The sequence below is a fragment of the Planococcus alkaliphilus genome, assembly GCF_057031095.1.
This window is the reverse complement of the sequence record NZ_CM168060.1, coordinates 3,377,353-3,402,729: the sequence shown is the minus strand read 5'-3', so window position 1 is coordinate 3,402,729 and position 25,377 is coordinate 3,377,353. Positions and strand designations below refer to the sequence as shown.

Annotated in this window: 33 protein-coding genes and 1 riboswitch; of the genes, 24 read left to right on the top strand and 9 right to left on the bottom strand. The window is 47.7% G+C overall.

The genetic code is table 11. The features are described 5' to 3' along the window. Window positions 1–9: 9 nt before the first annotated feature. Complete coding sequence (locus tag AC2EXB_RS17710; protein ID WP_483602565.1) at window positions 10–885, bottom strand: hydroxymethylglutaryl-CoA lyase; 876 nt, start codon at window positions 883–885, stop codon at window positions 10–12. Beyond that, entirely contained in the window at window positions 878–1,555 is a 678-nt protein-coding gene (locus AC2EXB_RS17705) for a GntR family transcriptional regulator (protein ID WP_483602564.1), read from the bottom strand. The genes AC2EXB_RS17710 and AC2EXB_RS17705 overlap by 8 nt, the downstream gene beginning before the upstream one ends. Window positions 1,556–1,854: 299 nt before the next feature. Between AC2EXB_RS17705 and AC2EXB_RS17700 the strand changes: the two genes are divergently transcribed. The 14 genes from AC2EXB_RS17700 to AC2EXB_RS17635 all read left to right on the top strand — a co-directional run bounded on the left by AC2EXB_RS17700 (window position 1,855) and on the right by AC2EXB_RS17635 (window position 12,591). Continuing rightward, window positions 1,855–3,120: a CaiB/BaiF CoA transferase family protein gene (locus AC2EXB_RS17700; RefSeq protein WP_483602563.1), complete on the top strand. Its 1,266-nt coding sequence runs from the start codon at window positions 1,855–1,857 to the stop codon at window positions 3,118–3,120. Between the two features lie 19 nt (window positions 3,121–3,139). Further along, the gene (leuC, locus tag AC2EXB_RS17695; RefSeq protein ID WP_483602562.1) at window positions 3,140–4,558 is read left to right on the top strand and encodes a 3-isopropylmalate dehydratase large subunit; all 1,419 of its coding nucleotides are present in this window, start codon (window positions 3,140–3,142) and stop codon (window positions 4,556–4,558) included. Between the two features lie 3 nt (window positions 4,559–4,561). Beyond that, the gene (leuD, locus tag AC2EXB_RS17690; RefSeq protein ID WP_483602561.1) at window positions 4,562–5,164 is read left to right on the top strand and encodes a 3-isopropylmalate dehydratase small subunit; all 603 of its coding nucleotides are present in this window, start codon (window positions 4,562–4,564) and stop codon (window positions 5,162–5,164) included. 57 nt (window positions 5,165–5,221) lie between these two features. Continuing rightward, complete coding sequence (locus AC2EXB_RS17685; protein ID WP_246807827.1) at window positions 5,222–5,482, top strand: hypothetical protein; 261 nt, start codon at window positions 5,222–5,224, stop codon at window positions 5,480–5,482. After that, window positions 5,475–6,977 (top strand): sodium:solute symporter family protein, encoded by a 1,503-nt coding sequence (locus AC2EXB_RS17680; RefSeq protein WP_483602560.1) that lies wholly within the window; start codon window positions 5,475–5,477, stop codon window positions 6,975–6,977. Before AC2EXB_RS17685 ends, AC2EXB_RS17680 begins: the two co-directional genes overlap by 8 nt. 46 nt (window positions 6,978–7,023) lie before the next feature. Further along, window positions 7,024–8,265: an MFS transporter gene (locus tag AC2EXB_RS17675; RefSeq protein ID WP_483602559.1), complete on the top strand. Its 1,242-nt coding sequence runs from the start codon at window positions 7,024–7,026 to the stop codon at window positions 8,263–8,265. Window positions 8,266–8,302: 37 nt separating this feature from the next. Further along, window positions 8,303–8,905, top strand: coding sequence for a flavin reductase family protein (locus AC2EXB_RS17670; protein ID WP_483602558.1), 603 nt, complete (start codon window positions 8,303–8,305; stop codon window positions 8,903–8,905). Between the two features lie 138 nt (window positions 8,906–9,043). Beyond that, window positions 9,044–9,367, top strand: a complete 324-nt coding sequence (locus tag AC2EXB_RS17665; RefSeq protein WP_483602557.1) for a PadR family transcriptional regulator — start codon at window positions 9,044–9,046, stop codon at window positions 9,365–9,367. Continuing rightward, the gene (locus tag AC2EXB_RS17660; RefSeq protein ID WP_235197506.1) at window positions 9,354–9,953 is read left to right on the top strand and encodes a DUF2812 domain-containing protein; all 600 of its coding nucleotides are present in this window, start codon (window positions 9,354–9,356) and stop codon (window positions 9,951–9,953) included. Before AC2EXB_RS17665 ends, AC2EXB_RS17660 begins: the two co-directional genes overlap by 14 nt. A 134-nt stretch (window positions 9,954–10,087) precedes the next feature. Continuing rightward, on the top strand, window positions 10,088–10,438 hold the full coding sequence (locus tag AC2EXB_RS17655) for a hypothetical protein (protein ID WP_483602556.1): 351 nt from the start codon (window positions 10,088–10,090) through the stop codon (window positions 10,436–10,438). A gap of 162 nt (window positions 10,439–10,600) precedes the next feature. Continuing rightward, a complete protein-coding gene (gene yiaA / locus AC2EXB_RS17650) occupies window positions 10,601–11,056 on the top strand; it encodes an inner membrane protein YiaA (RefSeq protein ID WP_246807833.1) in 456 nt (151 codons plus the stop codon). Window positions 11,057–11,113: 57 nt separating this feature from the next. Further along, window positions 11,114–11,332: a hypothetical protein gene (locus tag AC2EXB_RS17645; RefSeq protein WP_483602555.1), complete on the top strand. Its 219-nt coding sequence runs from the start codon at window positions 11,114–11,116 to the stop codon at window positions 11,330–11,332. 121 nt (window positions 11,333–11,453) lie between these two features. After that, window positions 11,454–11,948: an RNA polymerase sigma factor gene (locus AC2EXB_RS17640; protein ID WP_483602554.1), complete on the top strand. Its 495-nt coding sequence runs from the start codon at window positions 11,454–11,456 to the stop codon at window positions 11,946–11,948. After that, window positions 11,935–12,591, top strand: a complete 657-nt coding sequence (locus AC2EXB_RS17635; RefSeq protein WP_483602553.1) for a zf-HC2 domain-containing protein — start codon at window positions 11,935–11,937, stop codon at window positions 12,589–12,591. The genes AC2EXB_RS17640 and AC2EXB_RS17635 overlap by 14 nt, the downstream gene beginning before the upstream one ends. Before the next feature lie 104 nt (window positions 12,592–12,695). On the opposite strand, the gene AC2EXB_RS17630 is transcribed toward AC2EXB_RS17635, so the two are convergent. The 5 genes from AC2EXB_RS17630 to AC2EXB_RS17610 all read right to left on the bottom strand — a co-directional run bounded on the left by AC2EXB_RS17630 (window position 12,696) and on the right by AC2EXB_RS17610 (window position 17,669). Further along, window positions 12,696–13,151, bottom strand: coding sequence for a YehR family lipoprotein (locus tag AC2EXB_RS17630; protein WP_483602552.1), 456 nt, complete (start codon window positions 13,149–13,151; stop codon window positions 12,696–12,698). Window positions 13,152–13,296: 145 nt separating this feature from the next. After that, window positions 13,297–15,612, bottom strand: a complete 2,316-nt coding sequence (locus AC2EXB_RS17625) for an MMPL family transporter (RefSeq protein ID WP_483602551.1) — start codon at window positions 15,610–15,612, stop codon at window positions 13,297–13,299. 34 nt (window positions 15,613–15,646) lie between these two features. Continuing rightward, entirely contained in the window at window positions 15,647–16,258 is a 612-nt protein-coding gene (locus AC2EXB_RS17620) for a TetR/AcrR family transcriptional regulator (RefSeq protein ID WP_483602550.1), read from the bottom strand. A 102-nt stretch (window positions 16,259–16,360) separates the two neighbouring features. Further along, entirely contained in the window at window positions 16,361–17,158 is a 798-nt protein-coding gene (locus AC2EXB_RS17615) for a hypothetical protein (protein ID WP_483602549.1), read from the bottom strand. Next, the gene (locus tag AC2EXB_RS17610; RefSeq protein ID WP_483602548.1) at window positions 17,145–17,669 is read right to left on the bottom strand and encodes an RNA polymerase sigma factor; all 525 of its coding nucleotides are present in this window, start codon (window positions 17,667–17,669) and stop codon (window positions 17,145–17,147) included. Before AC2EXB_RS17610 ends, AC2EXB_RS17615 begins: the two co-directional genes overlap by 14 nt. Window positions 17,670–17,998: 329 nt before the next feature. Between AC2EXB_RS17610 and AC2EXB_RS17605 the strand changes: the two genes are divergently transcribed. The 8 genes from AC2EXB_RS17605 to AC2EXB_RS17570 all read left to right on the top strand — a co-directional run bounded on the left by AC2EXB_RS17605 (window position 17,999) and on the right by AC2EXB_RS17570 (window position 23,916). After that, window positions 17,999–18,721: a hypothetical protein gene (locus AC2EXB_RS17605; RefSeq protein WP_483602547.1), complete on the top strand. Its 723-nt coding sequence runs from the start codon at window positions 17,999–18,001 to the stop codon at window positions 18,719–18,721. Window positions 18,722–18,736: 15 nt separating this feature from the next. Continuing rightward, on the top strand, window positions 18,737–19,126 hold the full coding sequence (locus AC2EXB_RS17600) for a GntR family transcriptional regulator (RefSeq protein ID WP_483602546.1): 390 nt from the start codon (window positions 18,737–18,739) through the stop codon (window positions 19,124–19,126). A gap of 3 nt (window positions 19,127–19,129) precedes the next feature. Beyond that, a complete protein-coding gene (locus tag AC2EXB_RS17595) occupies window positions 19,130–19,975 on the top strand; it encodes an ABC transporter ATP-binding protein (RefSeq protein ID WP_483602545.1) in 846 nt (281 codons plus the stop codon). A gap of 22 nt (window positions 19,976–19,997) precedes the next feature. Further along, window positions 19,998–20,930: an ABC transporter ATP-binding protein gene (locus AC2EXB_RS17590; RefSeq protein WP_483602544.1), complete on the top strand. Its 933-nt coding sequence runs from the start codon at window positions 19,998–20,000 to the stop codon at window positions 20,928–20,930. Beyond that, window positions 20,923–22,128 (top strand): ABC transporter permease, encoded by a 1,206-nt coding sequence (locus AC2EXB_RS17585; RefSeq protein WP_483602543.1) that lies wholly within the window; start codon window positions 20,923–20,925, stop codon window positions 22,126–22,128. The genes AC2EXB_RS17590 and AC2EXB_RS17585 overlap by 8 nt, the downstream gene beginning before the upstream one ends. 71 nt (window positions 22,129–22,199) lie before the next feature. Next, window positions 22,200–22,301, top strand: a riboswitch (SAM riboswitch). A 95-nt stretch (window positions 22,302–22,396) separates the two neighbouring features. Then, window positions 22,397–23,143: a cyclase family protein gene (locus AC2EXB_RS17580; protein WP_483602542.1), complete on the top strand. Its 747-nt coding sequence runs from the start codon at window positions 22,397–22,399 to the stop codon at window positions 23,141–23,143. A 135-nt stretch (window positions 23,144–23,278) separates the two neighbouring features. After that, complete coding sequence (locus tag AC2EXB_RS17575; protein ID WP_483602541.1) at window positions 23,279–23,623, top strand: hypothetical protein; 345 nt, start codon at window positions 23,279–23,281, stop codon at window positions 23,621–23,623. A gap of 59 nt (window positions 23,624–23,682) precedes the next feature. Then, window positions 23,683–23,916, top strand: coding sequence for a hypothetical protein (locus AC2EXB_RS17570; RefSeq protein ID WP_483602540.1), 234 nt, complete (start codon window positions 23,683–23,685; stop codon window positions 23,914–23,916). Between the two features lie 66 nt (window positions 23,917–23,982). Here AC2EXB_RS17570 and AC2EXB_RS17565 read toward each other — a convergent pair whose 3' ends face one another. Further along, window positions 23,983–24,189, bottom strand: a complete 207-nt coding sequence (locus tag AC2EXB_RS17565) for a hypothetical protein (RefSeq protein WP_483602539.1) — start codon at window positions 24,187–24,189, stop codon at window positions 23,983–23,985. Further along, on the bottom strand, window positions 24,141–24,479 hold the full coding sequence (locus tag AC2EXB_RS17560) for a hypothetical protein (protein WP_483602538.1): 339 nt from the start codon (window positions 24,477–24,479) through the stop codon (window positions 24,141–24,143). Before AC2EXB_RS17560 ends, AC2EXB_RS17565 begins: the two co-directional genes overlap by 49 nt. 114 nt (window positions 24,480–24,593) lie before the next feature. Between AC2EXB_RS17560 and AC2EXB_RS17555 the strand changes: the two genes are divergently transcribed. Next, on the top strand, window positions 24,594–25,076 hold the full coding sequence (locus AC2EXB_RS17555; protein WP_483602537.1) for a DUF2975 domain-containing protein: 483 nt from the start codon (window positions 24,594–24,596) through the stop codon (window positions 25,074–25,076). 9 nt (window positions 25,077–25,085) lie between these two features. After that, a complete protein-coding gene (locus tag AC2EXB_RS17550) occupies window positions 25,086–25,307 on the top strand; it encodes a helix-turn-helix domain-containing protein (protein WP_483602536.1) in 222 nt (73 codons plus the stop codon). Window positions 25,308–25,377 lie beyond the last annotated feature (70 nt).

The window sequence follows — 25,377 nt, the reverse complement described above, 5'->3', positions numbered from 1 at the left end:
AAATAATGGCTAGACTTTCATCACCATGCCATCCAATCGTTTTTCCATCTGTTCTTCCATCCAAAGTGCGGTTTCAACCAATTTTTGAAGGTCTGTACCGGTTTCAACACCCATGCCGGCAAACATATTGACCATGTCTTCCGTACAAACGTTCCCGACCGCTTTCGGAGCGAAAGGACAGCCTCCGAGCCCCGCGATAGAGGAGTCGAAGCGGCGGATTCCAGCCTGGTAGCCTGCTAGGACATTTGCGAGCCCGAGCCCTCTTGTGTTATGGAAATGGAGGCCGAGTTTGATGTCGTCTCGGTAATGGCGTTGGAAGCGATTGACGACTTCTGCGACCTGAACGGGATTGGCAAGCCCTGTCGTATCCGCCAGAACAATTTCGGAAGCGCCAGCTTTCACGAAAGCTTCAGAAATTTCGAGTACACGGTCGACTGGCACTTCTCCTGAATAGGGGCAGCCAAATGCTGTTCCGAGAACACCGGTGACAGGCTTTTTCGCAGCGACTGATTCCTGGATCACTGTAATATGCTCGGCGACATTTTGATCGACGGTTTTCCGGGCGTTCTTCAAATTGAACGCGTCGCTCGTAGTGGTGACGATATGAAAGATGTCTACATCGGTTTTCATTGCCCGTTCCATACCGGAATAATTGAGAATCAAGCCTGCATACTTCACGCCATCTACACGAGGCACCAGTTTCATCACTTCTTCAGCATCTGCCATTTGCGGAACGACTTTCGGATTCACAAAAGACACAGCTTCGATTTTCTTGATGCCCGCGTCAACCAGGCGTGTAATCATTTCTACTTTCTGGTCGGTGCTGATGGGCTTTTTTTCATTTTGCAGACCATCTCGCGGCCCGACTTCGCAGATTTCAATCATTTATTGCTTCCCCTTCCCATAGATGGATTTGCGGTTTGTTCATTTGGATCAAAACGTCATCGCGTCCTTGGTAAATGTGTTCCTGCATCGCGATTTTCGCGCGGTCCGGCTCCTGATTTTCAATGGCTTTTAAGATCGTTTTATGGACTTCCAACGAACGCAATAATTGCCGCTCGTTATACCAGTAAAAAGAACGGAAGATGAGAGGCACGACTACAAGCTTGGCAATATGGGCTCTCAAATGTTCATTATTAGCCGCTTTGAAGATTTCTTCGTGGAAATCCTGATTCGCTTGCTGGATATTCTTAATGGTTTCAATATCGGATCGCTCGAGTTTGGCGATGGCTTGTTCATAAGCTGTATTTTTTTCGCGCATCCGTTCAAGCTCCTCGTCGGTGCGATTCATCGCAGCTTCGCTGGCCCCATGGCTTTCAAGCAAGGCACGGAGATTGTAGATTTGACGAATGTCTTTAATGGAAAATTCTTTAACGATATAGCCTCTTCGTTTATAAGGGATGATCAAGCCGTCGGATTCCAATTGTTTAATGGCGTCACGGATCGGGGTGCGGCTCACTTGAAGTGATTCGGCTAGAGCTTCTTCTGTCAACCGTGTCCCAGGCTCATATTCACCAATGATAATGGCGTTCTTGATTGCATTATATGGATTCATAATTCCTTCACCTCGAGTTTATTGTATACAATAGAATATTTTAAATCAAATAAATTATTTTAATTTTTTTAAATAAGCTGTATATTCAATGAAATAAGATGAATTTTTAATAAATATCAGAAAACATGTTGACTCAATGTATACAGTATGATATTTTTTTATCAATTGCTAATTGTTTGAAAAGTTAAACTTCTAATATTGGTGACACACAGAAGGACTAAGCAATTAAGAAATGTTCTGCTTTCCAAACCTTTGAGAAAGCGTTTCCAACTAGTGAAATAAACCTGGAGGTGCAATAGATGAAAATTGAAAATGAAAAATCAGCCTATGAAAACGCAAATTTAGGGACTGCCACTTTGGATGAGCAGCAAGAAAGGGCGCCGCTTGAAGGGATTCGTGTACTTGAACTCGGGACGCTACTAGCTGGCCCGTTTACCGGCAGGATGCTCGGGGATTTCGGCGCTGAGGTCATCAAGATTGAAGCGCCTGATAAAGCGGATCCGATGAGGCAATGGGGCCAGCAAAAAGATGGAGAAGGCCTGTGGTGGCCGATTCAATCACGTAACAAGAAATCGGTGACTTTAAACCTCCGAACCGAAGAAGGCCAGGAAATCTTCAAGGAACTGGTTAAGGAAGCGGATATCATCATTGAGAACTTTCGACCGGGAACGATGGAGAAATGGAATCTTTCTTATGAAGAACTTTCTGAGATCAATCCGCAAATTATCATGACGCGAACTTCAGGCTATGGTCAGACAGGTCCGTATCATAAGCGTGCAGGCTTCGGCAGCGTCGGCGAAGCGATGGGTGGTATCCGCCATGTGACCGGCTTCCCGGACCGCGCGCCTTCAAGAATCGGCGTTTCAATTGGCGATACTCTTGCTGCATTGTTTGCCACGATTGGAACATTGACTGCATTGAATGAACGCCACTTCTCCGGGAAAGGGCAAATGGTCGATACGGCCATTTACGAATCGGTTTTCTCAGTCATGGAAAGTACGGTGCCGGATTACCTTCTAGCGGGTTATGTGCGTGAACGCATGGGCAATATTTTACCGGGAGTTGCCCCTTCAAATATCTATTTGACGAAAGAAGGCACTTATATCGTAATCGGCGCCAATGCAGACGGCGTCTTTAAGCGGCTATGTGAAGCGATGGGGCGCCCGGAGTTATTCGAAGATCCGCGCTACCGCACGCATCATGCCCGAAGTGAACATATGACGGAACTGGATCAGTTGATTGAAGATTGGACAAAAACGCAGGAGACGGTGGAAGTGCTGGAACTGCTTGGAGAAAAAGGTGTGCCATCTGGCCGTATTTATTCCGCTAAAGACATTGTCGAAGATCCGCATTACGCAGCACGGGACATGATCATCAAGACGGAGCATCCGGTACTCGGTGAATTCCCGATGCCAGGAGTTGTGCCGAAGCTCAGCCGAACACCAGGAAAAGTCCAGCATGTCGGAGCGGAGACAATCGGCAAGGATAATGCAGCAGTCTACGGAAAGCTGCTGAATTTCGATGAAGATAAGTTGAAGGAATTAAAAGATAGCCAAATCATTTAAGTGAAAGAAGGGAGCCGTTATGGCCAAGACGCTTTATGAGAAAATCTGGGACCGCCATATCGTAGTGGAGCAGGAAGATCAGCCGGATGTCATTTACATCGATCTTCATCTGATTCATGAAGTGACATCGCCGCAGGCTTTTGATGGCTTACGGCTCGCAAACCGCAAAGTGCGCCGGCCCGACCGGACGCTTGCGACAATGGACCATGCAATTCCGACGACAGACCGCAGTCTTCCGTTCGAAGATGAAATTGCCGAGAAGCAAGTAGAAGCATTGCGGAAAAACTGCGAGGATTTCGGCATTGAGCTCTTTGACCTCTTCAGTACAAAGCAAGGAATTGTCCACATCATTGCGCCGGAGCTGGGATTGACGCAGCCAGGACAGACAATCGTCTGTGGAGACAGCCATACTGCGACCCACGGCGCATTCGGGACGCTTGCTTTTGGAATTGGGACGAGCGAAGTGGAGCATGTGCTTGCGACTCAGACCTTGAAGCAATACAAATCGAAGACGATGGCGGTCAATTTTAATGGGGAATTGCCAATCGGAGTGACAGCGAAAGATTTGATCCTCGCATTGATTGGGCAGTACGGACACGATTTTGCTACGGGTTATGTGCTGGAATACCGAGGAGAAGCGATCCGCAACTTAACGATGGAAGAACGGATGACCGTCTGCAATATGTCCATTGAAATCGGGGCCAGAGCCGGGCTGATTGCGCCGGATGACACTACTTTCAAATACTTGGAAGGAAAAGAATACGCGCCTAAAGGTAAAGAATGGCAGGCAGCCCTGGAAGACTGGCGGGAACTCAAGAGCGACGAAGACGCTCAGTTTGACCGGATAGTCGACTTCGATTGTTCGGTGATTGAGCCGCAAGTCACTTGGGGGACCAATCCTGGACTTGTAGCCAGCGTAAATGCAGCAGTTCCGGGACCGGAGGATGTACCGAAAGAAAAGCGCCAGATGGTGGAAAGCGCCCTTGCTTATATGGAGTTGACGCCAGGGACGGCGATTAAAGAGATCGAAATCAATACGGTCTTTATCGGCTCCTGCACGAACGGCCGGATTCAGGATCTCAGGGAAGCGGCGAAAGTGGTGAATGGCTATCAAGTGGCTGAAGGGGTACGCGCGCTGGTGGTTCCCGGATCCCAGTCTGTTAAACAGCAGGCAGAAGCGGAAGGGCTTGCGAAGGTCTTTACAGATGCCGGGTTTGAATGGCGCGAAGCAGGATGCAGCATGTGCCTTGGGATGAATCCGGATATTGCAAAGCCTGGCGACCGCGTCGCATCGACATCGAACCGTAATTTCGAAGGGCGGCAAGGAAGAGATTCAAAATCGCATTTGGTCAGTCCGTCCATGGCGGCAGCTGCGGCCATCGAAGGCCGCTTTGTAGATGTCCGGCAATGGCCGCTCAAAATCGGAGAGGGAGTGTAACCCATGGAAGCTTTTAAAACCCATCAAGGCATAGTGGCTCCGCTTGATCGCGCCAATATCGATACCGATGCAATCATTCCGAAGCAATTCCTGAAACGCATTGAAAGAAGCGGCTATGGAGAATTCCTGTTTTATGACTGGCGCTATACGGAAGAAGAGCAAGAAAATCCCGGATTTCTATTGAACCAGGAACCCTATCGTAACGCGAGTGTTCTGCTGACACGTGAAAACTTTGGCTGCGGCTCTTCCCGTGAACATGCCCCGTGGGCGATCGAGGATTTTGGTTTCCGGGTGATTATTGCGCCGTCATTTGCAGATATCTTCTATAACAATTGCTTTAAGAATGGGATTCTTCCGCTGCAGCTGCCAGCAGAAGAGGTAGAAGGGCTTTTCAGCAAGACAGCTGAAAATCCAGGCTATCAGCTGACCATAAATCTGGAGCAGCAGCGGATCATGGACAGCCAAGGCTATGAGAGAGAATTCGAAGTGGATGAATATAGGCGTGAAATGCTATTGAAAGGTTTGGACGAAATCTCAGCGACTATCCAATTTGAAGCCCAAATCGCTGATTTTGAACGCACTCATAAAATTTATTATTCAAGGTGACAAGCGGCCGGTCTACTGAGCAGCAAAATAACAGCATTCACAAAAAGGAGCTTTTAAATGGACAATAAATCAATCAAAGAACCGATCCGCAAAAAGTGGATATGGATTGTATTGGTCTTGATCGTGCTTGGCAATGTCCCTTGGTACATGCCGGCTGGATCGTATGAACCCTTGATTTTAGGGATTCCGTACTGGGCATGGATCATTATTGGATTTTCACTGCTTTTATGCGGCTACTTGAGCTGGGCGACACTGAAGCAGTGGAATATTGTGGAAGACGCCGAAGAGGCAGAGAAAAGGGGGGAGCTGAATGACTGATTTAACCTTTGCGGGCATAGATGGAGTTCTGATTTTATCTGCCTATGCCGTCATTATGCTGGTCATCGGGTATTTCTCCGGCCGAGGCGATAAGACGCTTCATGACAGCATGAGCAATTATTACCTGGCTGGGAAAAATCTTGGGTTCGTTGCATTGTTCTTCACTTTGTACGCAACGCAATATAGCGGAAATACAATTATCGGCTATGCGCCAACGGCTTATCGCACCGGTTTTGCCTGGCTGCAGTCCATTACGTTTATGACGATTATTATCGGTGTTTATTTATTGTTTGCACCACGGCTTTATGTCGTATCGAAAAAACTCAACTTCATCACACCGGCTGACTGGATCACTTACCGTTTCAAATCGAAAGCGGTAACGATTCTGGCAGTTCTGCTGATGCTATGGGGGCTTGGCAACTACTTGCTTGAACAGCTGGTGGCCATTGGCCAAGCGGCTTCAAGTTTAACTGGAGGCACGATTCCTTATCAAGTGGCTGTTATTGCTTTCGTCCTTGTCATGCTGATCTATGAATGGCTCGGCGGCATGAAAGCGGTTGCTTTCACAGATGTCATGCAAGGTTTGGTGCTGATGGTCGGGATTGTGGTGTTCCTCGGGGGTGCGCTCTACCTTGTCGGAGGGAATTTCACTTCCGCCACGGAATTCATAGCGAATACGGAACCGGCGAAGCTCGGAGTGCCTGAAATGATGACATCCGTCAACTGGCTGAGTATGATTCTCCTTGTCGGATTTGGTGCTGCCATCTATCCGCATGCGGTTCAACGGATTTTCGCAGCGGAAAGTGAGCGTACATTGAAGCGTTCATTCTCACGGATGGCTTGGATGCCGCCGATTACGACAGGGCTGGTATTTGTCATCGGGATTTTAGGGATTGCCTTGATTCCGAACTTGAACGAAGCAGGATCGGAACAATTGGTCGGGCTGATGGCCAATGAAATTGCGGGCATCAACGGCTTCTTCTATTGGGTAATGATTATATTCTTCGGGGCGATTGTGGCTGCAATTGTATCAACGGCAGATTCTGTGCTGCTGAGCTTTTCATCCATTGTTTCCAATGATATCTACAGTCGCTTTATCAATCCGAACGCACCGGAGCGCAAAAAGGTGATGGTCGGCAAGGTGACGGGCGTTTTGGCTGTCGGCGTGCTATTGTGGATCGCCTGGTATCCACCGGCAACTTTATACGAAATTTTCGTCCTGAAATTCGAATTGCTGGTTCAAGTATTCCCGGCATTTGTCTTAGGGCTTTACTGGAAACGCATGGCTGCTCAACCGGTATTCTGGGGAATGCTTGCAGGGGCAGTGATTGCGGGAGTTCTGACTTGGACTGGACATAAAACGGTATTTGGCATCCATGGCGGTGTCATCGGGCTTGCTGCGAACTTCCTAATTGCAGTAGTTGGATCGTATCTAGTAACTGTGGAAGTGACAGAAGAAGAAAAGGAAGACTTGAAGAAAATCGATTTGGCATAAAACAGGGCAACCCCTTGCTTTATGTCAGTAAAAGAGATGAACTTACATGGATAAAACCATTTTACAAAATAACTCAATAGTGAATATCAACCCGTGGCGTATGCTGACATGGCTGCTGATTGCCCAAATCATGGTGGCTTTCGTCGGCAGAAGCCTTGCGCCGCTCGGGGTGCTGATAGGTGAAGATCTGAATTTAACAAAGGCACAGATCGGCATGCTCCCGGCAGCATTATTTTTAGGGCAGTCTTTCGTATCGATTCCGGCCGGCTTTATCGTCGACCGAATCGGTTCAAAAAAGCTGCTCTTTCTTTTGTCCCTGTGCCTTGGCTTGTCTTTTATCCTAGTGACGGTCACGTCGCTATATGCGGTTGTGCTCTTCATGGTGGTGCTCGGCGGAATGGGCTACGGAACGATGCATCCGACGTCGAATAAAGGCATTCTTCACTGGTTTTCAGAAAAGCGGGGAACAGCAATGGGCATTAAACAGATGGGGGTCACCCTCGGCTCGGCACTGGCAGCGCTCCTGATGTTACCGGCAGCAGTTGCTTGGGGCTGGCGGCCAGTTTTGCTCATGGCCTGTGGGTTATTGATCTTCACCGGACTGCTTGCCTACCGTTTCTATCACGATCCTCCTGAAAAAGATGGGATAACTACTGAGAAGCCGGCAAGGCTATTTGCTTCAATCCTTCAAATGTTCAAAGAGAAACCCCTCCTGCTCGTCAGCATTGCAGCAATGGGATTAAGCGGCAGCCAGCTCATTTTGAACACGTATATTGTCTTGTTCGCTTATGAACATCTTGGGATTTCACTGGTCCTTGCGGGAATGCTGCTGGTCATTTCGGAAGTCAGCGGGTCGTTTGGCCGGGTTGCTTGGGGGATGATCAGTGATAATCTTTTTAAAGGGAAGCGAATCATCGTCTTGGTCATTATCGCTGCTATATCGATTCTCATGTCCATCGCTATCAGCCAGCTTCCAGTGGGCACCCCGTTTTGGGTAATGGTGCCGATTACAATTCTGTTCGGTTTCTGCATTTCGGGCTTTAATGGCATCTGGATGAATGCAGCGACAGAACTGGTGCCGATTGAGCGTGCGGGAATGGCTAGCGGCTTCAGTTTGACGCTCGGCTCATGGGGTGTCATCGTCGGACCGCCACTATTTGGCTATATCGTTGATAAAACGGGGACTTTTACATTCGGCTGGCTGTTCCTTGCGGGAATGCTGGCAGTAGTGGTAGCGTTATTAATAACCGCCATGTCACTTGTTAAAAAAGAAAATGCGGCTAGATAATTGATTGCAACGAAAGATTGGTCTGGGAGGAATTCAAATGGATGTCGACTTACGAAAAATTGATACGCAGCAAGCTTATAAATTGATGTCAGGTTCGGTCGTTCCGCGGCCGATTGCCTGGGTCTCAAGTATGGATACGGAAGGGGAGCTGAACCTCGCGCCGTTCAGTTTCTTCACAGTGGCATCAAGAAATCCGCCAATGCTGTGCATCTCTATTGGACCGGGAGTCGGCGAACGGCTTGGCACGGTCAAAGATACGCTTGAGAATATCCGGCAGCACAAGCAATATGTCATCAATATCGTCAATACGGATCTTGCCAATGAAATGCATGAAAGCGCCAAAAACTTTCCGAAGGATGTGGATGAATTTGCGGCGGCTGGCGTGACGCCGGTTGCGAGCACTTCGGTATCCGTTCCACGTGTCGGGGAAGCGCCGATTTCGTTCGAGCTTGAACTCGACCGCATCATCGAACTGGGCAGCGACCATCTCATTCTTGGAAGAGTCGTCCATTATCACATCAAGGACGAATACTACCTCGGCAACTACAAAGTCGATCTCGACAAATTGAAGCCGCTCGGCCGTATCGCGCATCAATACAGCGAAATGCATGGATTTTTCAGTTTGCCGCGGGAAAAATAGAAGCTTTTTGCTTACGTGAGACTCTCATTTTGAGAGTCTTTTTTAATGGAATCATTTTCTTTCTTTTATACAGTTGACCTATATAGTATGACTGTATATACTAGAACTATATAGTTGAACTGTATAGGAGATGGGAAAATGAAAAGGCATAAACTGCTTCCGTTAACGGAAACGATGCATTATATTTTATTGGCTTTGAAAGAGCCCTTGCACGGGTATGCCATCATGCAAAAAGTGGAAGAGATGAGCAATGGACAAGTCAGGATCGCCGCTGGCACGTTGTATGGAGCGATTGAAAACCTGTTGAAATACCAATTGATTGAACTTTTACCCGCAGAAGATTCCAGACGGAAAGTCTACCGGATTACGGATGAAGGCGTAGGAATTTTGACAATTGAACAAGAACGGCTGCAGCATATTCTTTCTCTTTATGAAGGGAGCACGCATCATGAAGAAGTTTAAATTATTCATGGATATCCAAAAAGAAGAAGACTGGTTGAACAGCATGGCGAAAAAGGGCTGGTTGTGCAAACATGTTAGCGCCTGGGGAATCTACGATTTCGAAAAAACAGCTTCTGTGGAGCAAGTCATCCGCATCGACTACCCGACTTTTCGGACTAGAGATGCAAAAAAGCGCTATATCGAATTGTATGAGGATTACGGCTGGCAGCACCTCGGCGGAAACTGGCTGCATTATTGGCTTAAACCAGCTGATGGAAGAGACGAACTGTTTTCAGACCAGGCGTCGCAAAAAGCTTATCTTCGCCGGCTGCTCGAGTATTACGGCTCGTTTGGATTTGTTTTCTTGATCATCGCTTTTTCGGTCATGGGCAACGGCTCTTATTCGAAAAGTTTAAAAGGCGCCTACCTCACACCGGGATTATGGGAGAAAGAAGGAAGCGACTTTCTGTTTGCCTTTCTTTTTGAAACCCCTTTTGCCTTGATGAGATTCGGCATGCCTTGGCTGCTCCTGGTCTGGGGAATCGCTTTTATGGTGGTGTATTCGAAATACCACAAAAAAGCGAAAGAATTGGATAAGACGACTTAAGTTCAATGTATGCGGATTCGAGGAGGAAAGCCTGGCTTTCCTCTTTTTTTATTGATGTGGAATCAATAAAATAAAAAAGGAGAATTCTGTAAAATGCTCTATAATGAAAGAAAAGGCAGGAAAAGGAGATTCCCATGATACAAAACGCAGTTTCGATTATAATGAATATCTTGCTTCTAGGGTTTTTGCTCCTTACATTTTACTGGGGCTACGAATTTTTAGTAGCGACACGCTTGCTGTTGGTCGCTTTCATGGCCATATACCTGATTGTCCAGCTGCGAAAAAATTACATATCGATAAGCAAGTCCACTTTCATGATCCTGAGCGCGCTCTTCCTCTTGGTGTTGACCGGGACAATTGTATTCGACCATTATTTGAGCCCAAGTTTCGCAAGCGATAGAGATTTCTTAATTCCGGTGTTTGGACTCAGTCTGCTGGGTTTGCTGTATCAAGATTTAAAAAAGGAAACCCAAGAGGAAGAATGATCCGGTCTGCTGAAAATATTCTTGGCCTGGTAGTTATTTGAATTGTCTAACTGTGATAAAATAGAACCATTCACAGGGGAGAAAATGGAAGAAGAGAAAATAAATTGGTGGATTTTTCTAAGTTCACTAACGCTTTAGCTGCAAATGAAAGGGGTCAAGTGTATGTTAGGGGATAAAGACGAAGAAGTTTTTGCAGAAAAACCAAGAACGCCGCGCAGGCTCGGGGAACCGACAGGCGCATTTAAAGGGGCTGCCTGGGGAGCACTACTGATCGGTGCGTCATCGTATTTGATTGGATTATATAACGCCTCCATGGAACTGAATGAAAAAGGCTATTACATTGCGCTGTTGATTCTCGGGCTCTATTCTGCAGTTTCGCTGCAGAAAGCTGTTCGGGACCGCGATGAAGGCATCCGGGTTACGAACTTGTATTACGGCATCAGCTGGTTCGCGCTGATTGCCGCAATTGCCCTTATGGCCATCGGCTTGTTCAACGCGGGAAGCATCATTTTGAGCGAAAAAGGCTTTTACGGCATTTCGTTCGTCTTGAGCTTGTTTGCAGTGGTCACGGTTCAGAAGAACGTCCGGGATACCGAAGAAGCAAATCAGGATAAATAAACAAAACGCCTAACTGTTCGATGGTTAGGCGTTTTTCATCAAAGCGGGGTGAATAAGATGGGTGAACGATTTGAAATGAGTTTCCGGAACATCGAATTTCGGGCATGGTGCTATATTATGCTGCCTTGTACCATTGCAGCTCTTTTGGTCGTCTGGTATACGGACTACCGCTACCAATATTTCGGTCCGGTAATTGTTTTGCTTGGTTGGGTGATCTATTATAGTTGGCGGTACGTACATAGGAAAAAACGCAAAGAAGAAAGGAGTCGCTCATAAGGGCCGACTCTTTTTTTGCGGATTCTTTTATTCCACCGAAATGAAGCGATTCAAAAAAAGATAAAAAAGTTGTAACACAATCCGGATTCGGGAGTTGTATAAACGAGGGGGTGAAAATGGGATGGACTTTGAGGAAATCTATCGCCGCTATTTTAAAGAAGTTTTTTTGTACATCCGATCATTCAGCCGCAATGAAAAAGTAGCGGAAGAAATGACGCAAGAGACTTTTTTTAAGGCTTTAAAGGCCATTGAACGGTTTGATGGATCCCAGGATATTCGAGCATGGCTTTTTGCTATTGCTAAAAATACATACTTTTCGCATTACAAAAACCAGAAAAGGCAGGTCGACTTAGAAGGAATCGAAGAACCAAACACAGGAATTCACCTAGTGAAGCACTTAATGGATAAGGACGACGCGTTTATCGTCCATCAATTTCTTCACACGATGGAAGAGCCGTACAAAGAAGTATTTTCCTTGCGGACGTTCGGCGAACTGCCATTTGAGAAAATCGGAATTCTATTTGGAAAAAGTGCAGGATGGGCGCGCGTGACTTTTCACAGAGCCCGAAAACAAATTAGAAAATACATGGAGGAGATGGACCGTGAAAGAAGTTAAATGCACAATCATCCAAGATATACTGCCTCTCTATGTCGATGAGGTAATCGGCCCGGATACAAAAGAAATGGTGGAAGAGCATTTGCAGCATTGCTCAAGCTGCCAAAAGGACGTTGAGTCGATGAAGCGCGACCTGATCCTGCCAGCGGAAAACAATGCCGCACCGCTCCAATCCATCCGCAGAAAATGGCGCAATAAAAAATGGATGATTTCCCTAGTTTCCGTGTTAACTACCGCCATTCTCTTAGCAGGGGTATTTTCATACGCGTTGTATTATGAAAGCGTCATTCCGTATTCAAGGGATCTCGTTCAGATCGATGGCGAAAGCGGTGAATTGGTTGCCCGTTACTACGGGAAGAGCTATGCGACAGTTTATGAAACCCACCCAATGCTCCTTGTAGTGGACGGAGAAAGCAAAAATGTCAGCTTTATCTACTATACGAAAACCATGGTGGACGGACCAAGCCGCAACTTGATCAACACCGAGAAGACGTCTAATGAAAATGGATACACTTTTAACATTGTCGAAAGCGAAAAAGTTGATGCAGTTTATTACGCTGATTACGACATAGAAGATATAACAGAAGGCGAAGATTCATGGGAGTCCGTGCTAAAGCGCGCTGACTTGATTTGGGAAAAGTAAGATCAGGCTGTATCGGGAGACAGATTTAGCGGAACTGAAAAATAGGAAGAGAAAAAGCCAAACACTGCTTTTTCTCTTCCTATTTTATTTGCCGATTTCAATTTTTATTCCACTTCTTTAAAGCCTTGGCTTTCCAGAATTTCAAGGGACTTTTCCATGCTGACGCCGTTGTCTTTCGGGTCATCGCTGAAAGACATGCCCGGCAAATTTTCGATTTCGTCAAAATCGACTGTTTCGTAATCGATCTCCATTGTTTCCACTGCCTTATCTTCCTCGTATTCCATTTGATGCGTGATGCCTTCGATGCCTTGGAATTCCCCGATCAACGGATCAAACAGCTCCTGTGACTGCTCTTTCGATTCGATTCCGGCTAAATCGTACTGAATCAGGTTTTCCGTCGATTGCTTTGTCACTTTGTCGCCTTCTGTGGTGTAGACCATCGTCGTTACGATGCCGTTATTTTCCATTTCAAATGTCCGGGTCGATTCCTCTTCTCCGCCGCATGCAGCTAAGAACAGCATTAAGGCCAGCAGCCCGATTGCCCCTTTAAACTTTTTCATCCGTACACCCCTTATTCCGTCATATTTTTTCCATTTTTAGAATATGTATTACATTTTTAACCATACCACCCTCCCCAAAAAGTTAAACGGACGGCCGCTGCCAAAAAAAAACTGCCGGGAAATTTTCCGGCAGCTTGAAAGTTCTTTATAGAAGATTTTCTTGAACGGTATTCGTTTTCGCTTTTTCTTCCTGTTCCAGTTCCTGGAGCAGTTTTTCTCCTTCAATATCCAGGTCCGGCAAAATCTTATCAAGCCATTTCGGCAGCCACCAGATTTTGTCGCCGAACATCGACATGACAGCCGGCACGAAAATCATCCGGATCAGGAAGGCATCGACCAGAATGCCGAAGGCCAAGGCGAAGCCGATCTGTTTGATCATAATGTCGTCCGTGAAAATGAAGCCGGAGAACACCGAGACCATGATCAAGGCCGCAGCCACGACCACTTTGCTTGCGGTCTTGTAGCCGTTGACGATGGCATGGTTGCCTTTTTCGCCATGGATATAAGCTTCACGCATGGAAGAGACAAGGAATACTTGATAGTCCATGGCGAGGCCGTACAGAATGCCCGTCACCATAATCGGGATAAAGCTCAAGAGCGGGCCGCCCGTATCGATTCCGAATATGGAACCGAGCCAGCCCCATTGGAACACGGCAGTCGTTGCGCCGAATGTCGCCATGATGCTGAGCAGGAAGCCTGCTGTCGCTTTGATCGGGATGAGGATCGAGCGGAAGACGACAAGCAAGATCACGAGAGACAAGACGACGATGATTGCAATATAGATCGGGAACACTTCGGCCAGTTTCTCGGAAATGTCGATATTGATGGCCGTCAATCCGGTCACGCCGATTTCCGTGTTCGTGTTTTCAATAGTCGCTGCATCTGTCCGCAGGTCTTCAACCAATTCTTTGGTTGCTTCATCCGTCGGACCGTTTTTCGGAATGATGGAGATGATGGCAATGGTGCCATCTTCGCTAAATCCGCCCGGGGAGACTTCCGCTATGGCTTCCTGCTGTGAAATGTTGGACAGCAGCTGGAAATATTCCTGCGGATCCACCGGATTTGCGTCTTTATCTTTGGCAACGACGAGGAGCGGCCCGTTAAAGCCTTCCCCGAAGCTGTCTGAGATAATATCGTAGCTTTGTCTTGCAGGCGTATCTTTGTTAGAGCTGGCGCCGGACGGCATGCCCAGGTTCATCTGTGCAACCGGAACCGCGAGCGTTCCAAGAATCGCAATGACCAGTAAAACCGCTACCCATTTAGCTTTCAGAAGGCCGGTGATCCATCCTTGCGCAAAGCTTGGTTTGGAAGAGCCTGCTGTCTGTTGTTTGTTTCTTGTTTTCTTCGAAACGATTCGCTCGCCGATCAATCCGAGCAATGCCGGAAGGAGCGTCAAAGCGACAAGTACGTCGATTAAAACGGTGAGTGCAGCGACAAGCGCCATGCTGCTCAGGAAGCCGATTCCGATGACCAATAATCCGCTGAGCGCGATGATGACCGTCAGGCCGGCAAAGAAGACTGCGCTGCCTGCTGTCCCGGTTGCCCGTGCCGCTGCTTCTTTTGCGGTTAGGTTCTTCGACATGATCAGATTGCGCTGGCGGTTAACGATGAACAAGGCATAGTCGATTCCGACGGCTAACCCGATCATAAGGGCCAGTACCGGAGTCAAACTGTTGATCTCAAACAGATTCGACAATGCGAACGTGCCGCCGACACCGACGCCGACGCCGATCAAAGCGACGACGAGCGGCAAACCGGCAGCGATCAATGAGCCGAGTGTGACAACAAGAATGATGCCGGCGATTGCCAAACCGATGATTTCGTGCGTGCCGCCGATCGGAATATCGACCCCTTGCAGCGTTCCGGTCGGGATGACCGTGATGGAAGAGCCTTCTTCAGCGATATCCGCTGCATCACCCAGCTCTTCACGTTCCGCTTCGCTTAAATCTTCCACGGTTTTCGTCAGTTGGAACTGGAATAACGCAATGGTTCCGTCCTCGGAAATCTGGACACCGGGAACCGGCATATCCTTGATGACGAGGGGACGGTGAGCGGCTTCAGGCGTCTGCAGCTGACTCAACATGCCCTGCAATTCCTGCATCTGCGCCATGGCTTCCGGGTCCTGAAGCATCTCCATCGGATTCACGACATGGTCCAATCCGTAAATTTCGTTGACCGCCATGGCCAGCGCCTGTGCGTTTGCAGGGTCGTCGATGGCCTGTCCTTCAGGCACTTCAAAAAGGTAGCTGCCCTGGCCGCCCGAGGCTGCCGGGTATTCTTCTGCGAGCTCGTCCAGCACGTCCTGTGCGGCGGTCCCGTCAATTCTAGTTTCACTGCTTGTGCTCACGCCATTCGTTACGATGGCGGTGATGATGATTCCTAAAATGAGTAGCCAGCCGGCAATGAAAAGCCAAGGCTTGCTGTAAGCTGTTTTTCCGATGCTGTAAAAAAATCTCGACACGTGTGCAACTCCGTTCTTTCTTGGTTTGGTTGGTTCAATTGAATCCTTTTCGTAAATGAGTAAAGACGGTATCCATGTAGTCATTGAACTCATTGCTGGTTTCGCTTTGTTCTTCGCCATCCGGCAGATTTACATCGAATCTCTCATCGAGAACGGGCAAGAGTGCGCCAAACACAGCGCCTATCAGGATGGGGTAATATTCCTCCGGGTAATCGCTGCCGTATTCCTCGCTGATGCCGCTGGCGGCAAAATCCTGCATTTCCTTTAATGCGCCGGTCACATAGAGCCGGAGCGCCGGATGGGTCTGTGACAGGGAAATTAGCTGATTCAACCGCTTCAGTTTGTTGATCGTGAAACTGCGCCGGATGAAAATCTCAATGGTCCCCAAGGGCGTATGGTCCTTCGGAGAAAATTCGAACTGCCCTTCCGGCTGAAAGTAATCATCCAGGCTCAAGGAATTCGCAATCGCTTCTTCTTTGCAGGAAAAGTAATTGGCGAATGTCCGGCGGGAATAGCCGGCCTTCATGACAATGTCTTCTACTACAAAACCATCGACTCCGTGTTCGATTGCGAGGGTAAAGGCTGCTTCAGCCAATGCTTTCCGCGTCGCTATTTTCTTTTTATCGCGCAAACTGCTTTCTGCCATTTCGTCACCTCTTTAGAGTTACGTTAAAGTTATATCACGAAAATGCACAAAGGGCAATTTTTCCCTTTGTGCATTTTTTGTGAACATAAAGAGGATGTTCATTCAATAAATATCTTCGTTTATGGCTGTAAGCAAGCCATCCCTATCTAGAAATTGCAGCTCCTCGATTTTTCCTTCTTCCGAAGCTATGGCTTCGCCTTCGAACGCATACGGCTGGACTTCTCCGTCTGCATTTTTGTAGTCGACTTGGAAAGTGAATTGATACATTTTCAGGTTGTTTTCGTTTTGGCTGATTTTAATATCCGACGCTGTCAGGTCATAGTCGCCCTCAAAACCGCTGTACATAAAAGCGGGAGTGGCATTTAAAAACTTATCATAGCCGTTTTCTGTGAAGTAAGAAGCATAGGTATCTGCCATGTAGTCTAAATAATTTTGCCATACCGGTGTTTCCTGCAGGGCATCGAACTCTTCTTGAGTTGAGATATTGCTTTGAGCTTCCATTGCCGCTTCCGATAATTCTTTGTACTTCTCATCTGGCCCGTCAAATTCTTTTTCAATAACAGCCTGAATGGATTCTTTGCTCGTTTCGGCATCGACCGCTTCGTTTCCTGACAAGGCAGGTTCTTCTTCTGTGTTATTTCCCGTCGTTGTTCCGCTGTCTCCTTGAAGGAGCGTTTGCGAAAGGAAAATGATCCCGGCCACTAAAAGGATGGAGCACAGCACTAAACTGGAGGTGAATTTAAAGCCATTGAAAAATCGGGTCTTGGATTCCTGCTTATCCAAATCTGATAAAATCCGGCTATGCAGCCTTGCTTTATGGTTCTTGCTCCAAACGATATCCTGATCCAATTGTTTCAACTGATTGTCTAAGGCATTCTGTGTGCCATCAGTTTTTTTCATGGATAATTCCCTCCTTATTCAACTGTTTTTCCAATGCGGAAAGGGCACGGGAAAGCGTGTTTTTCACTTTGCTCTCGGACCAATTTAAAATTTCGCCAGTCTCCTGGATACTGAACTCCCTTATTTTCCTCAAGACAATGACTTCCCGGTACGGGGCTTTCAACTGGCCTAAGGCATCATAAAGTTCGGTGGAATTCTCCTTGATCTCCACGATGCCTTCAGGTGCTGCGTTCGCGCTTTTCCCGAGCAGCACGAGTTCTTTTAAGAGCTCCAAAGGCTTTTGCTTTCGAATAAAATCAATGGTGACATTATGCGCAATCCGAAAAAGCCAGGTTTTCGGATTTGCTTTTCGTTCAAAGCTGTCATAAGACCGGAATGCTTTGATAAACGTCTCTTGTGTTAAATCTTCCGCTTGTTGATGATCGCGCACCATCAGCAAGATATACCTGAAGACCGAATCGCCATGCTGCTGATACCACTCAGTGATTTCGACTTTTCTTTCGTTGGTCAAGGAATCTCGCCCCCTAATTTAGGTTTCTACTTGTTAGACGTAATCAAAAATCAAAAGTCGTGTTTTTGGAAATTTATTTTATTTTTTTAGCATATTAGCAAATTATACAAGAACAGTAAGCCTACACGCGGATATTTCACAAGCCATATTGCTGCTTTCCAGAGTTGAATAGACGAACCCTTCAGGAAAGAGTCCTCTTTTCTGGAGGGTTTTATCGTGTCGGAAGAATTTTCAAACTATTTTATACAATCTGTTGACAGTTCCCAAAAAGATTTGATACTGTGTATATGAGTATAAACAGTATAACAGTTAAAAAGGAGTGTTGATAGATGAATGAATGGAAACAAGCTTCCCGGCTCGCAGCTTTTGAACTGAAAGCCTCCATGAAAAGCCTAATCACGATTTTTGTTTTCTATATTGCGATGAGCATGCTCGTCTTGATGACGTTTGACCTTTACCTGGAAGGCGAGTTCCGGTTTTTTGATCTCCTGTTCCTGGTGATTTTCTTTCTGTTCCCGGCATGGATGAAGAGCAAGGAATTCCAGATGCAGAAAATGGACGGGGATTTATGGACAGCGCCGTCGATTGTCATGCTGCAGCAGCTGCCGATTCCAAAAGGCGTCATTGTCAAAAGCCGCTTTGTCGTCCATGCCGTTTGTTCGTTTCCGTTTCAGCTGATCCTGCTGATCAGCTTGCCGGTCGTATCGGAGAATTTCCGCAGCCTGATGACACCGGTCACTTATATCGCTTTCGTGCTGATCTGGTTCGCGCTGTCGATTGCGGTCGGCTTCATCATGGCCGCAAGTGAAGCAGGCGGCAATTTTAAAACACGCGCAATCGTAAAGTCGTTCATTTACATGATTGCCGGCATCGCAGCTGTCTACGGACTGATTTACTGGTTCGCGGGCAACGGCTTTGTGAGCTGGACCATGACACTGGCAACGGACTGGACATGGCTATCCGTAATTGCAGCGATTGCCTTGAGTGTCGCCGGCTGGAAATACTGGCAGGCGGATATGCGGAAAATGATCAAGAAAACGGATTACCTGTGAGAGGGGGACTGGAGTTTGCTGCCGATACGTTTATCCAAAGATTCTCGTGAACCCATTTACCATCAAATTGAAAAGCAGCTGAAAGCCTTGATTGCAGGCGGCCATCTCGCAGCCGGAACGCCGCTTCCATCGATCCGGGCGCTGTCGAAAGACCTGGAAATCAGTGTCATTACGATACGCCGCGCCTATCAGGACTTGGAAGCACAGGGCTTTATCGAAACAGCCCACGGCAAAGGAACGTTTGTAAAAGAAATACAAGGCACCGTGAAACAAGATACGATGACAGCTTCGGTCCGGGCGGAATTCGAGCGGGCCATCCAAAACGCCATGGACTACGATTACACGCCCGGTGAAATCAAAGCGGTCTTTGAAGAGATTCTAGAAAAACTCAGAAAAGGGGAATGACAGATGCCAGCATGGATCGAAATAAAAGACGCCAGAAAGAAAGTGGACGATTTTCAGCTGGGTCCGGTAAACCTTGAAATCGAAGCGGGCACCATCACAGCACTCGTCGGGAACAACGGCTCCGGCAAAAGCACATTGCTGAAGCTGATGATGAACCTCGCCAGCATGGACGGAGGAGCAATCCGCATCCTCGGCAAACCGGTTGACGGCAGAGACGAAAGCTGGAAACGGCATATCACGTTTCAGCCGCAAAAACAGGTCGGCTGGAACGCCTATACCGGAAATGAACTGAAAAACCTGATTGCACCGCTGTATTTGAAATGGGACGACAAGCTTTTTGAACACATCATCCGGCTCTTTGATATCCCGCTCGATAAGCGCTTCGGCAAATTATCGCCCGGCATGCAGCAGAAGCTCAGCTTAGCACTCGCTTTGCCGCGCAAAACGGATATCTTGATCTTGGACGAGCCGACCGCATCGCTCGACATTCCGTCAAAAAAGCAGTTCATGGATTTGCTCGTCGATTGGATGGAGCCGGAAGACCGTGCCGTCGTCTTGACGACGCATCAGGCGGACGATTTGCGGAAACTCGCAGATTACCTGTTTCTCATGCAAGACGGAAAAGGCGTCGGTCTGTACGAGAAAGACCGGCTGGTTGCGAGCTACCGCCGCTACTGGCTCACGGAAATGCCGGATGGACCGGTGCCGGGAGAACTTTCCCGTGATGGCCGCCAGCTGATCAGCGAGAACCCTGATGCAACAGAACAGTTTATCGTGGCGCAAAACATACAGGTCCTCGATGACCAAGCATTGGAACTGGAAGAAATCATCAGCCTGCTGCTGAAATAACAATCCGGAAAGGATGAAGAACATGGAGACGATGCTCGCTGTAGAAGGTTTAGGCAAATCATTCAAAGACAAACAGATCATCTCGAATATTTCATTTGAAGTGAAAAAAGGGGAAATCATGGCGCTGCTCGGGCCGAACGGTGCGGGGAAATCGACAACGATCCGAAACATCATGGGCATCATGTACCCGGATGCCGGGTCAATCACATTCCACAACAGCAAAAACAAGGAAATCCCGCGCAACAAAATCGGATACCTGCCGGAAGAGCGCGGCCTTTATAAAAACGTCAACGTCATGGATATCCTGCTGTATCTCGCAGAGTTGAAAGACTATCCGAAAAACCGCGCAAAAGAACGCGCACTCGCGTATTTGAAAAAGTTCGGGCTTGAAGGAAAAGACAAAGTCGCCGTGGAAGAACTGTCAAAAGGGATGGGCCAGAAAGTGCAGTTTATCGCATCGATTCTCCATGAACCGGAGCTCTTGATCCTCGATGAGCCGTTTTCAGGGCTTGACCCGGTCAGCCAGGAGCTGTTCAAGGAAGAGATTCGCTCGCTCGCTGAAAAAGGCACAGCAATTCTCTTGTCTTCGCACCAGATGAATCTGGTCGAAGAAATGGCTGACCGCCTGTTTTTGATCCACCGTGGAACAAAAGTGATCTACGGGACGCTCAGCGAGGTGAAAAGGGAATACGCCAACTTCAAATGCACAATCAACGGCGTGAACAGCCGGAGCCTGCTTGAAGGGTTGCCGGAAGTGGAACGGGTGGAACAGAACGGGGAAATCGCGGTGCTGTATCTGTCGCGGAATGTGCAGCCGGCCGTCTGGCTGAAGAATCTGCCGGCGGAACTGGACATCCAGGAACTGTCGATCGACCGCATCTCGCTGCACGAAATCTTCATCGACATCGCCACTGACAAGAATCTTTTGAAGGAAGCGGGTGAAGCACATGCGTAACACGATGAAAGTCGCCAAATGGGAAATCAAACGCAATATGAAAAGCAAATCGTTTATCATTGGCTTGTTCCTGACACCGATTATTTTCCTGGCCTTCTTCTTGCTGCCGGACCTGTTTCGTTCAGACGACGAACCGGCCGCAACGAAAGTCTACGTCAACGACGAGCTTGGGGTCTACGAACAATTGGAAGCTGCTGCAGCCTCGACCGAATGGCAGCTGGAAGAAACGCAAATCGCCGAACAGGAAGCGGAAGCTGCGCTTGAAGTAGAAGACGCCGCATACGTCTTCATCAATGAACAGTCGGTTGAAAACGGCAAAGTCACGGTCTATACAAACGAAGAGACCGATTCGGGATTCATGGAGGAAGTCCAAGTGCTGAGCGGACCGCTGCAGATGATGCAGATCGAACAGCTTGGATTGACGCCGGAAGAAGCGGGAATGGTCGCGCAGGGCATCGTCTTTGAAGACGCTTCTGTTGAAGCGGACGAAGGCGGACTGTTCAGCGAAGGGATGCTCGAACGCATCATTCCTGGCGCTTTCGCCGCTGTTGTCATGCTGTCGATCGTCTTCACGGGAATGGCGATCTTCCAAAGCGCGTCGCAGGAGAAGAAAGATAAAATCGCCGAAATCATCCTGTCGTCTTTGACGCCGGCTGATTTGATGCAAGGCAAGATCATCGGCTATTTCGTCCTCGGCATCATCCAGCTGATCGTCTATGTCGCGATCATCCTGCCGGTGCTGCTGTGGAAAATCGATATGCCGATCATGGAATACTTGCTCGTGCCGGAACTGGCCGTCTTGCTGCTGATTGCGGTGCTCGGCTACCTCTTGTATGCGGCACTGTTCGTCGGTATCGGCGCCACAATGGCCGACATCTCGACCGCCGGAAACTTCCAGGGGCTTGTCATGATGCTGCCGTTCAGTCCGTTCCTGTTCATCGGTCCTGTATTCAGCGACCCGAGCGGATTCTGGGCACAGCTCGGAAGCTACATCCCGTTTACATCACCGGGAGTCTTGATCTTGCGCCTATCGCTTCTTGAAGAATGGCCATGGGTGGAAATCGGCATCGCTGTCGCCATTCTTGCCATCAGTGTCTGGGTCTTCATGAAGCTTGCAGGAAAAGTCTTCAAGACCGGAATTCTCATGTACGGCAAGAACGCAACACCGGGCGAAATCTGGAAATGGATTCGCGCTTAAAAAGAATTCAAAATAGATTGACTTTTCACTTGGCCGATTGTAGGATTATGGATAACTAATTGAATATAACTTTCTTATCAAGAGAGGTGGAGGGATTTGGCCCTTTGAAGCCTCAGCAACAGACTGCAAAGTACTGTGCTAATTCCAAAAGCGTTCAAGCTTGAAGATAAGAAGAGAACTTTGACCTTCATCTGCCAAACCCTCTTCTTAATCCAGGAAGAGGGTTTTTAGTTGCCCTCTATCCACAAACCCCAAGGAGGAATTTACCATGCCCATCAAAACACTCGAAACAATCGAAGCCATCAACTTACTGAAACAGAAGACTTGGGTCGACTTGACTCATGCATTCGGTCCCGACTCGCCGCATTTCTCGGCATTTGAAGATGCGAAATTCGATACTTTGTTCAACCACGACGACGGCTTCTTTGCCCAGCGCTTCACATTTCCCGGGCAATACGGAACCCATCTCGATGCACCGATCCATTTTGTCCGCGATGCCCGCTATCTTCACGAACTGGGGCTGAAGGAACTTGTTCTTCCGCTCGTTGTCATCGACAAGTCAAAAGAAGCGGAAGCAGACCCTGACTTTACGTTAGGGGTTGACGGCATTGAAGCGTTCGAAGCCGTACACGGCAAAATCGAAGCTGACACGTTCGTCGCGCTGCGCACGGATTGGAGCAAACGCTGGCCGGACAAGGAAGCCTTCGACAATAAAGACGAAGAAGGCAATAGCCATGCACCCGGCTGGTCCGTTAACGCATTGAAATTCCTTTTTGAAGAACGGGGCGTACGGGCAGTCGGCCATGAAACGTTCGACACCGATTCTGCCATCGACTACCGCAGAAACGGCGCGCTCCTCGGCGAGTATTATGTACTCGACCAAGACACCTATCAAGTCGAGCTGCTTGCAAATCTCGATCAGCTGCCGGCAAAAGGGGCCGTAATTTTCAACATCGTCCCGAAAGCGGACAAGGCTTCCGGCTTTCCAATGCGTTCGTTTGCAATCTTGCCGTAAGAAATAGAATCTTTGACAACAGACAGTGTATCCATGCTGTCTGTTTTTGAATCCAGACAAATGAAAGCGCTCTTACATCTTCTAATATTTTCAATTATAATAAGATTATGCTGAAATAGAGGAGGGGTTTCATAGATGAATCCGAGTGAGACTTGGCAGTACATTTTAACGAAGGCAAACAGCAGGTCATTTGAAATCCCTACAACGCCGCAAAATAAACGAATACCTAAATGGTTTTCTGTATCAAGAAATGATGAATATATTGTGGTTGCTAATGCTAAAACAAATTTGCCGAGCGTAAGCCTGAAAAATGAAAGACGTATTACTTTCGGTGATTTTGAATCGATCTTCGATTACTATGAAATCCGAAAAAATGGAGCGAAAGGAATCAGTAAAGAAGTAGCTGCAAAATCCATGAATTCTGCCTATATCTTTGCATTGATTGATGATGCATATAAAACAGCTGCGATTTCAGTTTGATTTTTTAGCTGGACAAAAAATGTTTCCATATTCCATAACAAACGAAAAGGGGTGACGGGATGGGAAACAAGAGCCACGGCTTAAAGCACGGCTGGACATTCATTGCACACAAATCCTATAAGATTTTTTCAAACGCCAATGCCTATGTCGTCATTGACTACGAGAACGACATCGTCCTCCAGTTTTCCGTCACAGATGCCGACCTGGAAATCGTCACCGCCAACTGGGGCCTTAACTTTAAAATTATCCTGGGATTCAAGACGATCAAGATTTTGGATTTCCCGGAAGAGTGATTCGAGTGAAAATAAAATTTGTATGAAAACGCCTGACACATTGCTGTCAGGCGTTTCTTGTTGGTGTTAGTCGTAAACCGACAGTTTCCCGGCATATTGCGCACTTCCGCGGTCAGCCAGAAGGTTGACTTCGATCAAGTAATCACCCGTTGTGCTGGGCAAAGTAAATGCCAGATCTTCGACTTCAACCGCTGTTTCTTCGCCGCCATGCCACAAACGGACACTTAAACTTTGAAAATCAAAATCTCCGTGTTCAAAGAGCAGGTCAACCATTTCGCCCGCCACAAACGCATTTCGGGCTGCTCGTCCGCAAACGCCAAAAAGTCTTCCACTTCTGTATCAATCCGTTTATTTTCCGGTCCCAGCCAATCGACATCCGCTTCTGCAAGTTCGTCCCATTCGACAGGAGCGCTCCCGGAAAGGGTGATGCCAGGCGGCGTAAAATCGTAATTTTCCCCGATGCAGCCGGACAAAGCAACCAGCAGCAGGCTTAAAATCATCCATCGTTTCATCGTGCATCTCAGTTCTTTTCTTCTATTAATAAACGGGACTGCTTTATCCACTAAAAAGTTTCCGCATGAAATGAGAGGGGAATAAAACGCTAATCAACATTTATTTATTGATTTACGATAAATAATATGCTAAGTTCAATGTAATAACAAACGAGTGAGGTGTTTTTGATGAAACGGGAAACAATCTTTTTGAAGCTGGTCATAGTCCTGATGGCGCTGCCGGCTTTGGCCATCTCTATTTTCGTCGTGCCGCCGATGACCGGTTTTGTCGGTGAGATCCTGCCGAAATGGGCGTTCCTGCAATACGTCTTTATGCTTGCTTTATACGGTTCAGCCATCGCTTATTTCGCAGCGCTCTACCAAACGCTGAAGCTTCTGGGGTATATTGATAAAGGCATCGCTTTTTCGGAACGGTCGGTAAAAGCGCTGAAGAACATCAAATACTGTGCACTGACGATTACCGTGCTGTTCATCTTGAACTTGCCGATTATCCTGTATACGGCGCAGATAGATGATGCACCGGGCCTTGGGGGCTTGGGGATGATCATCACTTTCGGAGCGATTGTCATTGCGGTTTTTGCTGCGGTGCTCCAAAAGCTGCTGCAAAATGCCATCGATATAAAATCTGAAAACGATTTAACTGTGTGAGGTGCAACTATGGCGATTATTATCAATATTGACGTGATGCTGGCCAAGCGGAAAATGAGTGTGACCGAACTGTCGGAACGGGTGGGCATCACGATGGCCAACCTGTCGATCCTGAAAAACGGCAAAGCGAAAGCGGTGCGCCTGTCCACGCTCGACGCCATCTGCAAAGCGCTGGACTGCCAGCCGGGCGATGTGCTGGAGTACCGGGAAGACGAAGACAGCAAAATTTGAGTATCAAGTGCTCTTCCCCAAAAAATTAATAATACAAATGGAACAGCCAGCAAATTCACTCGGATTTGCT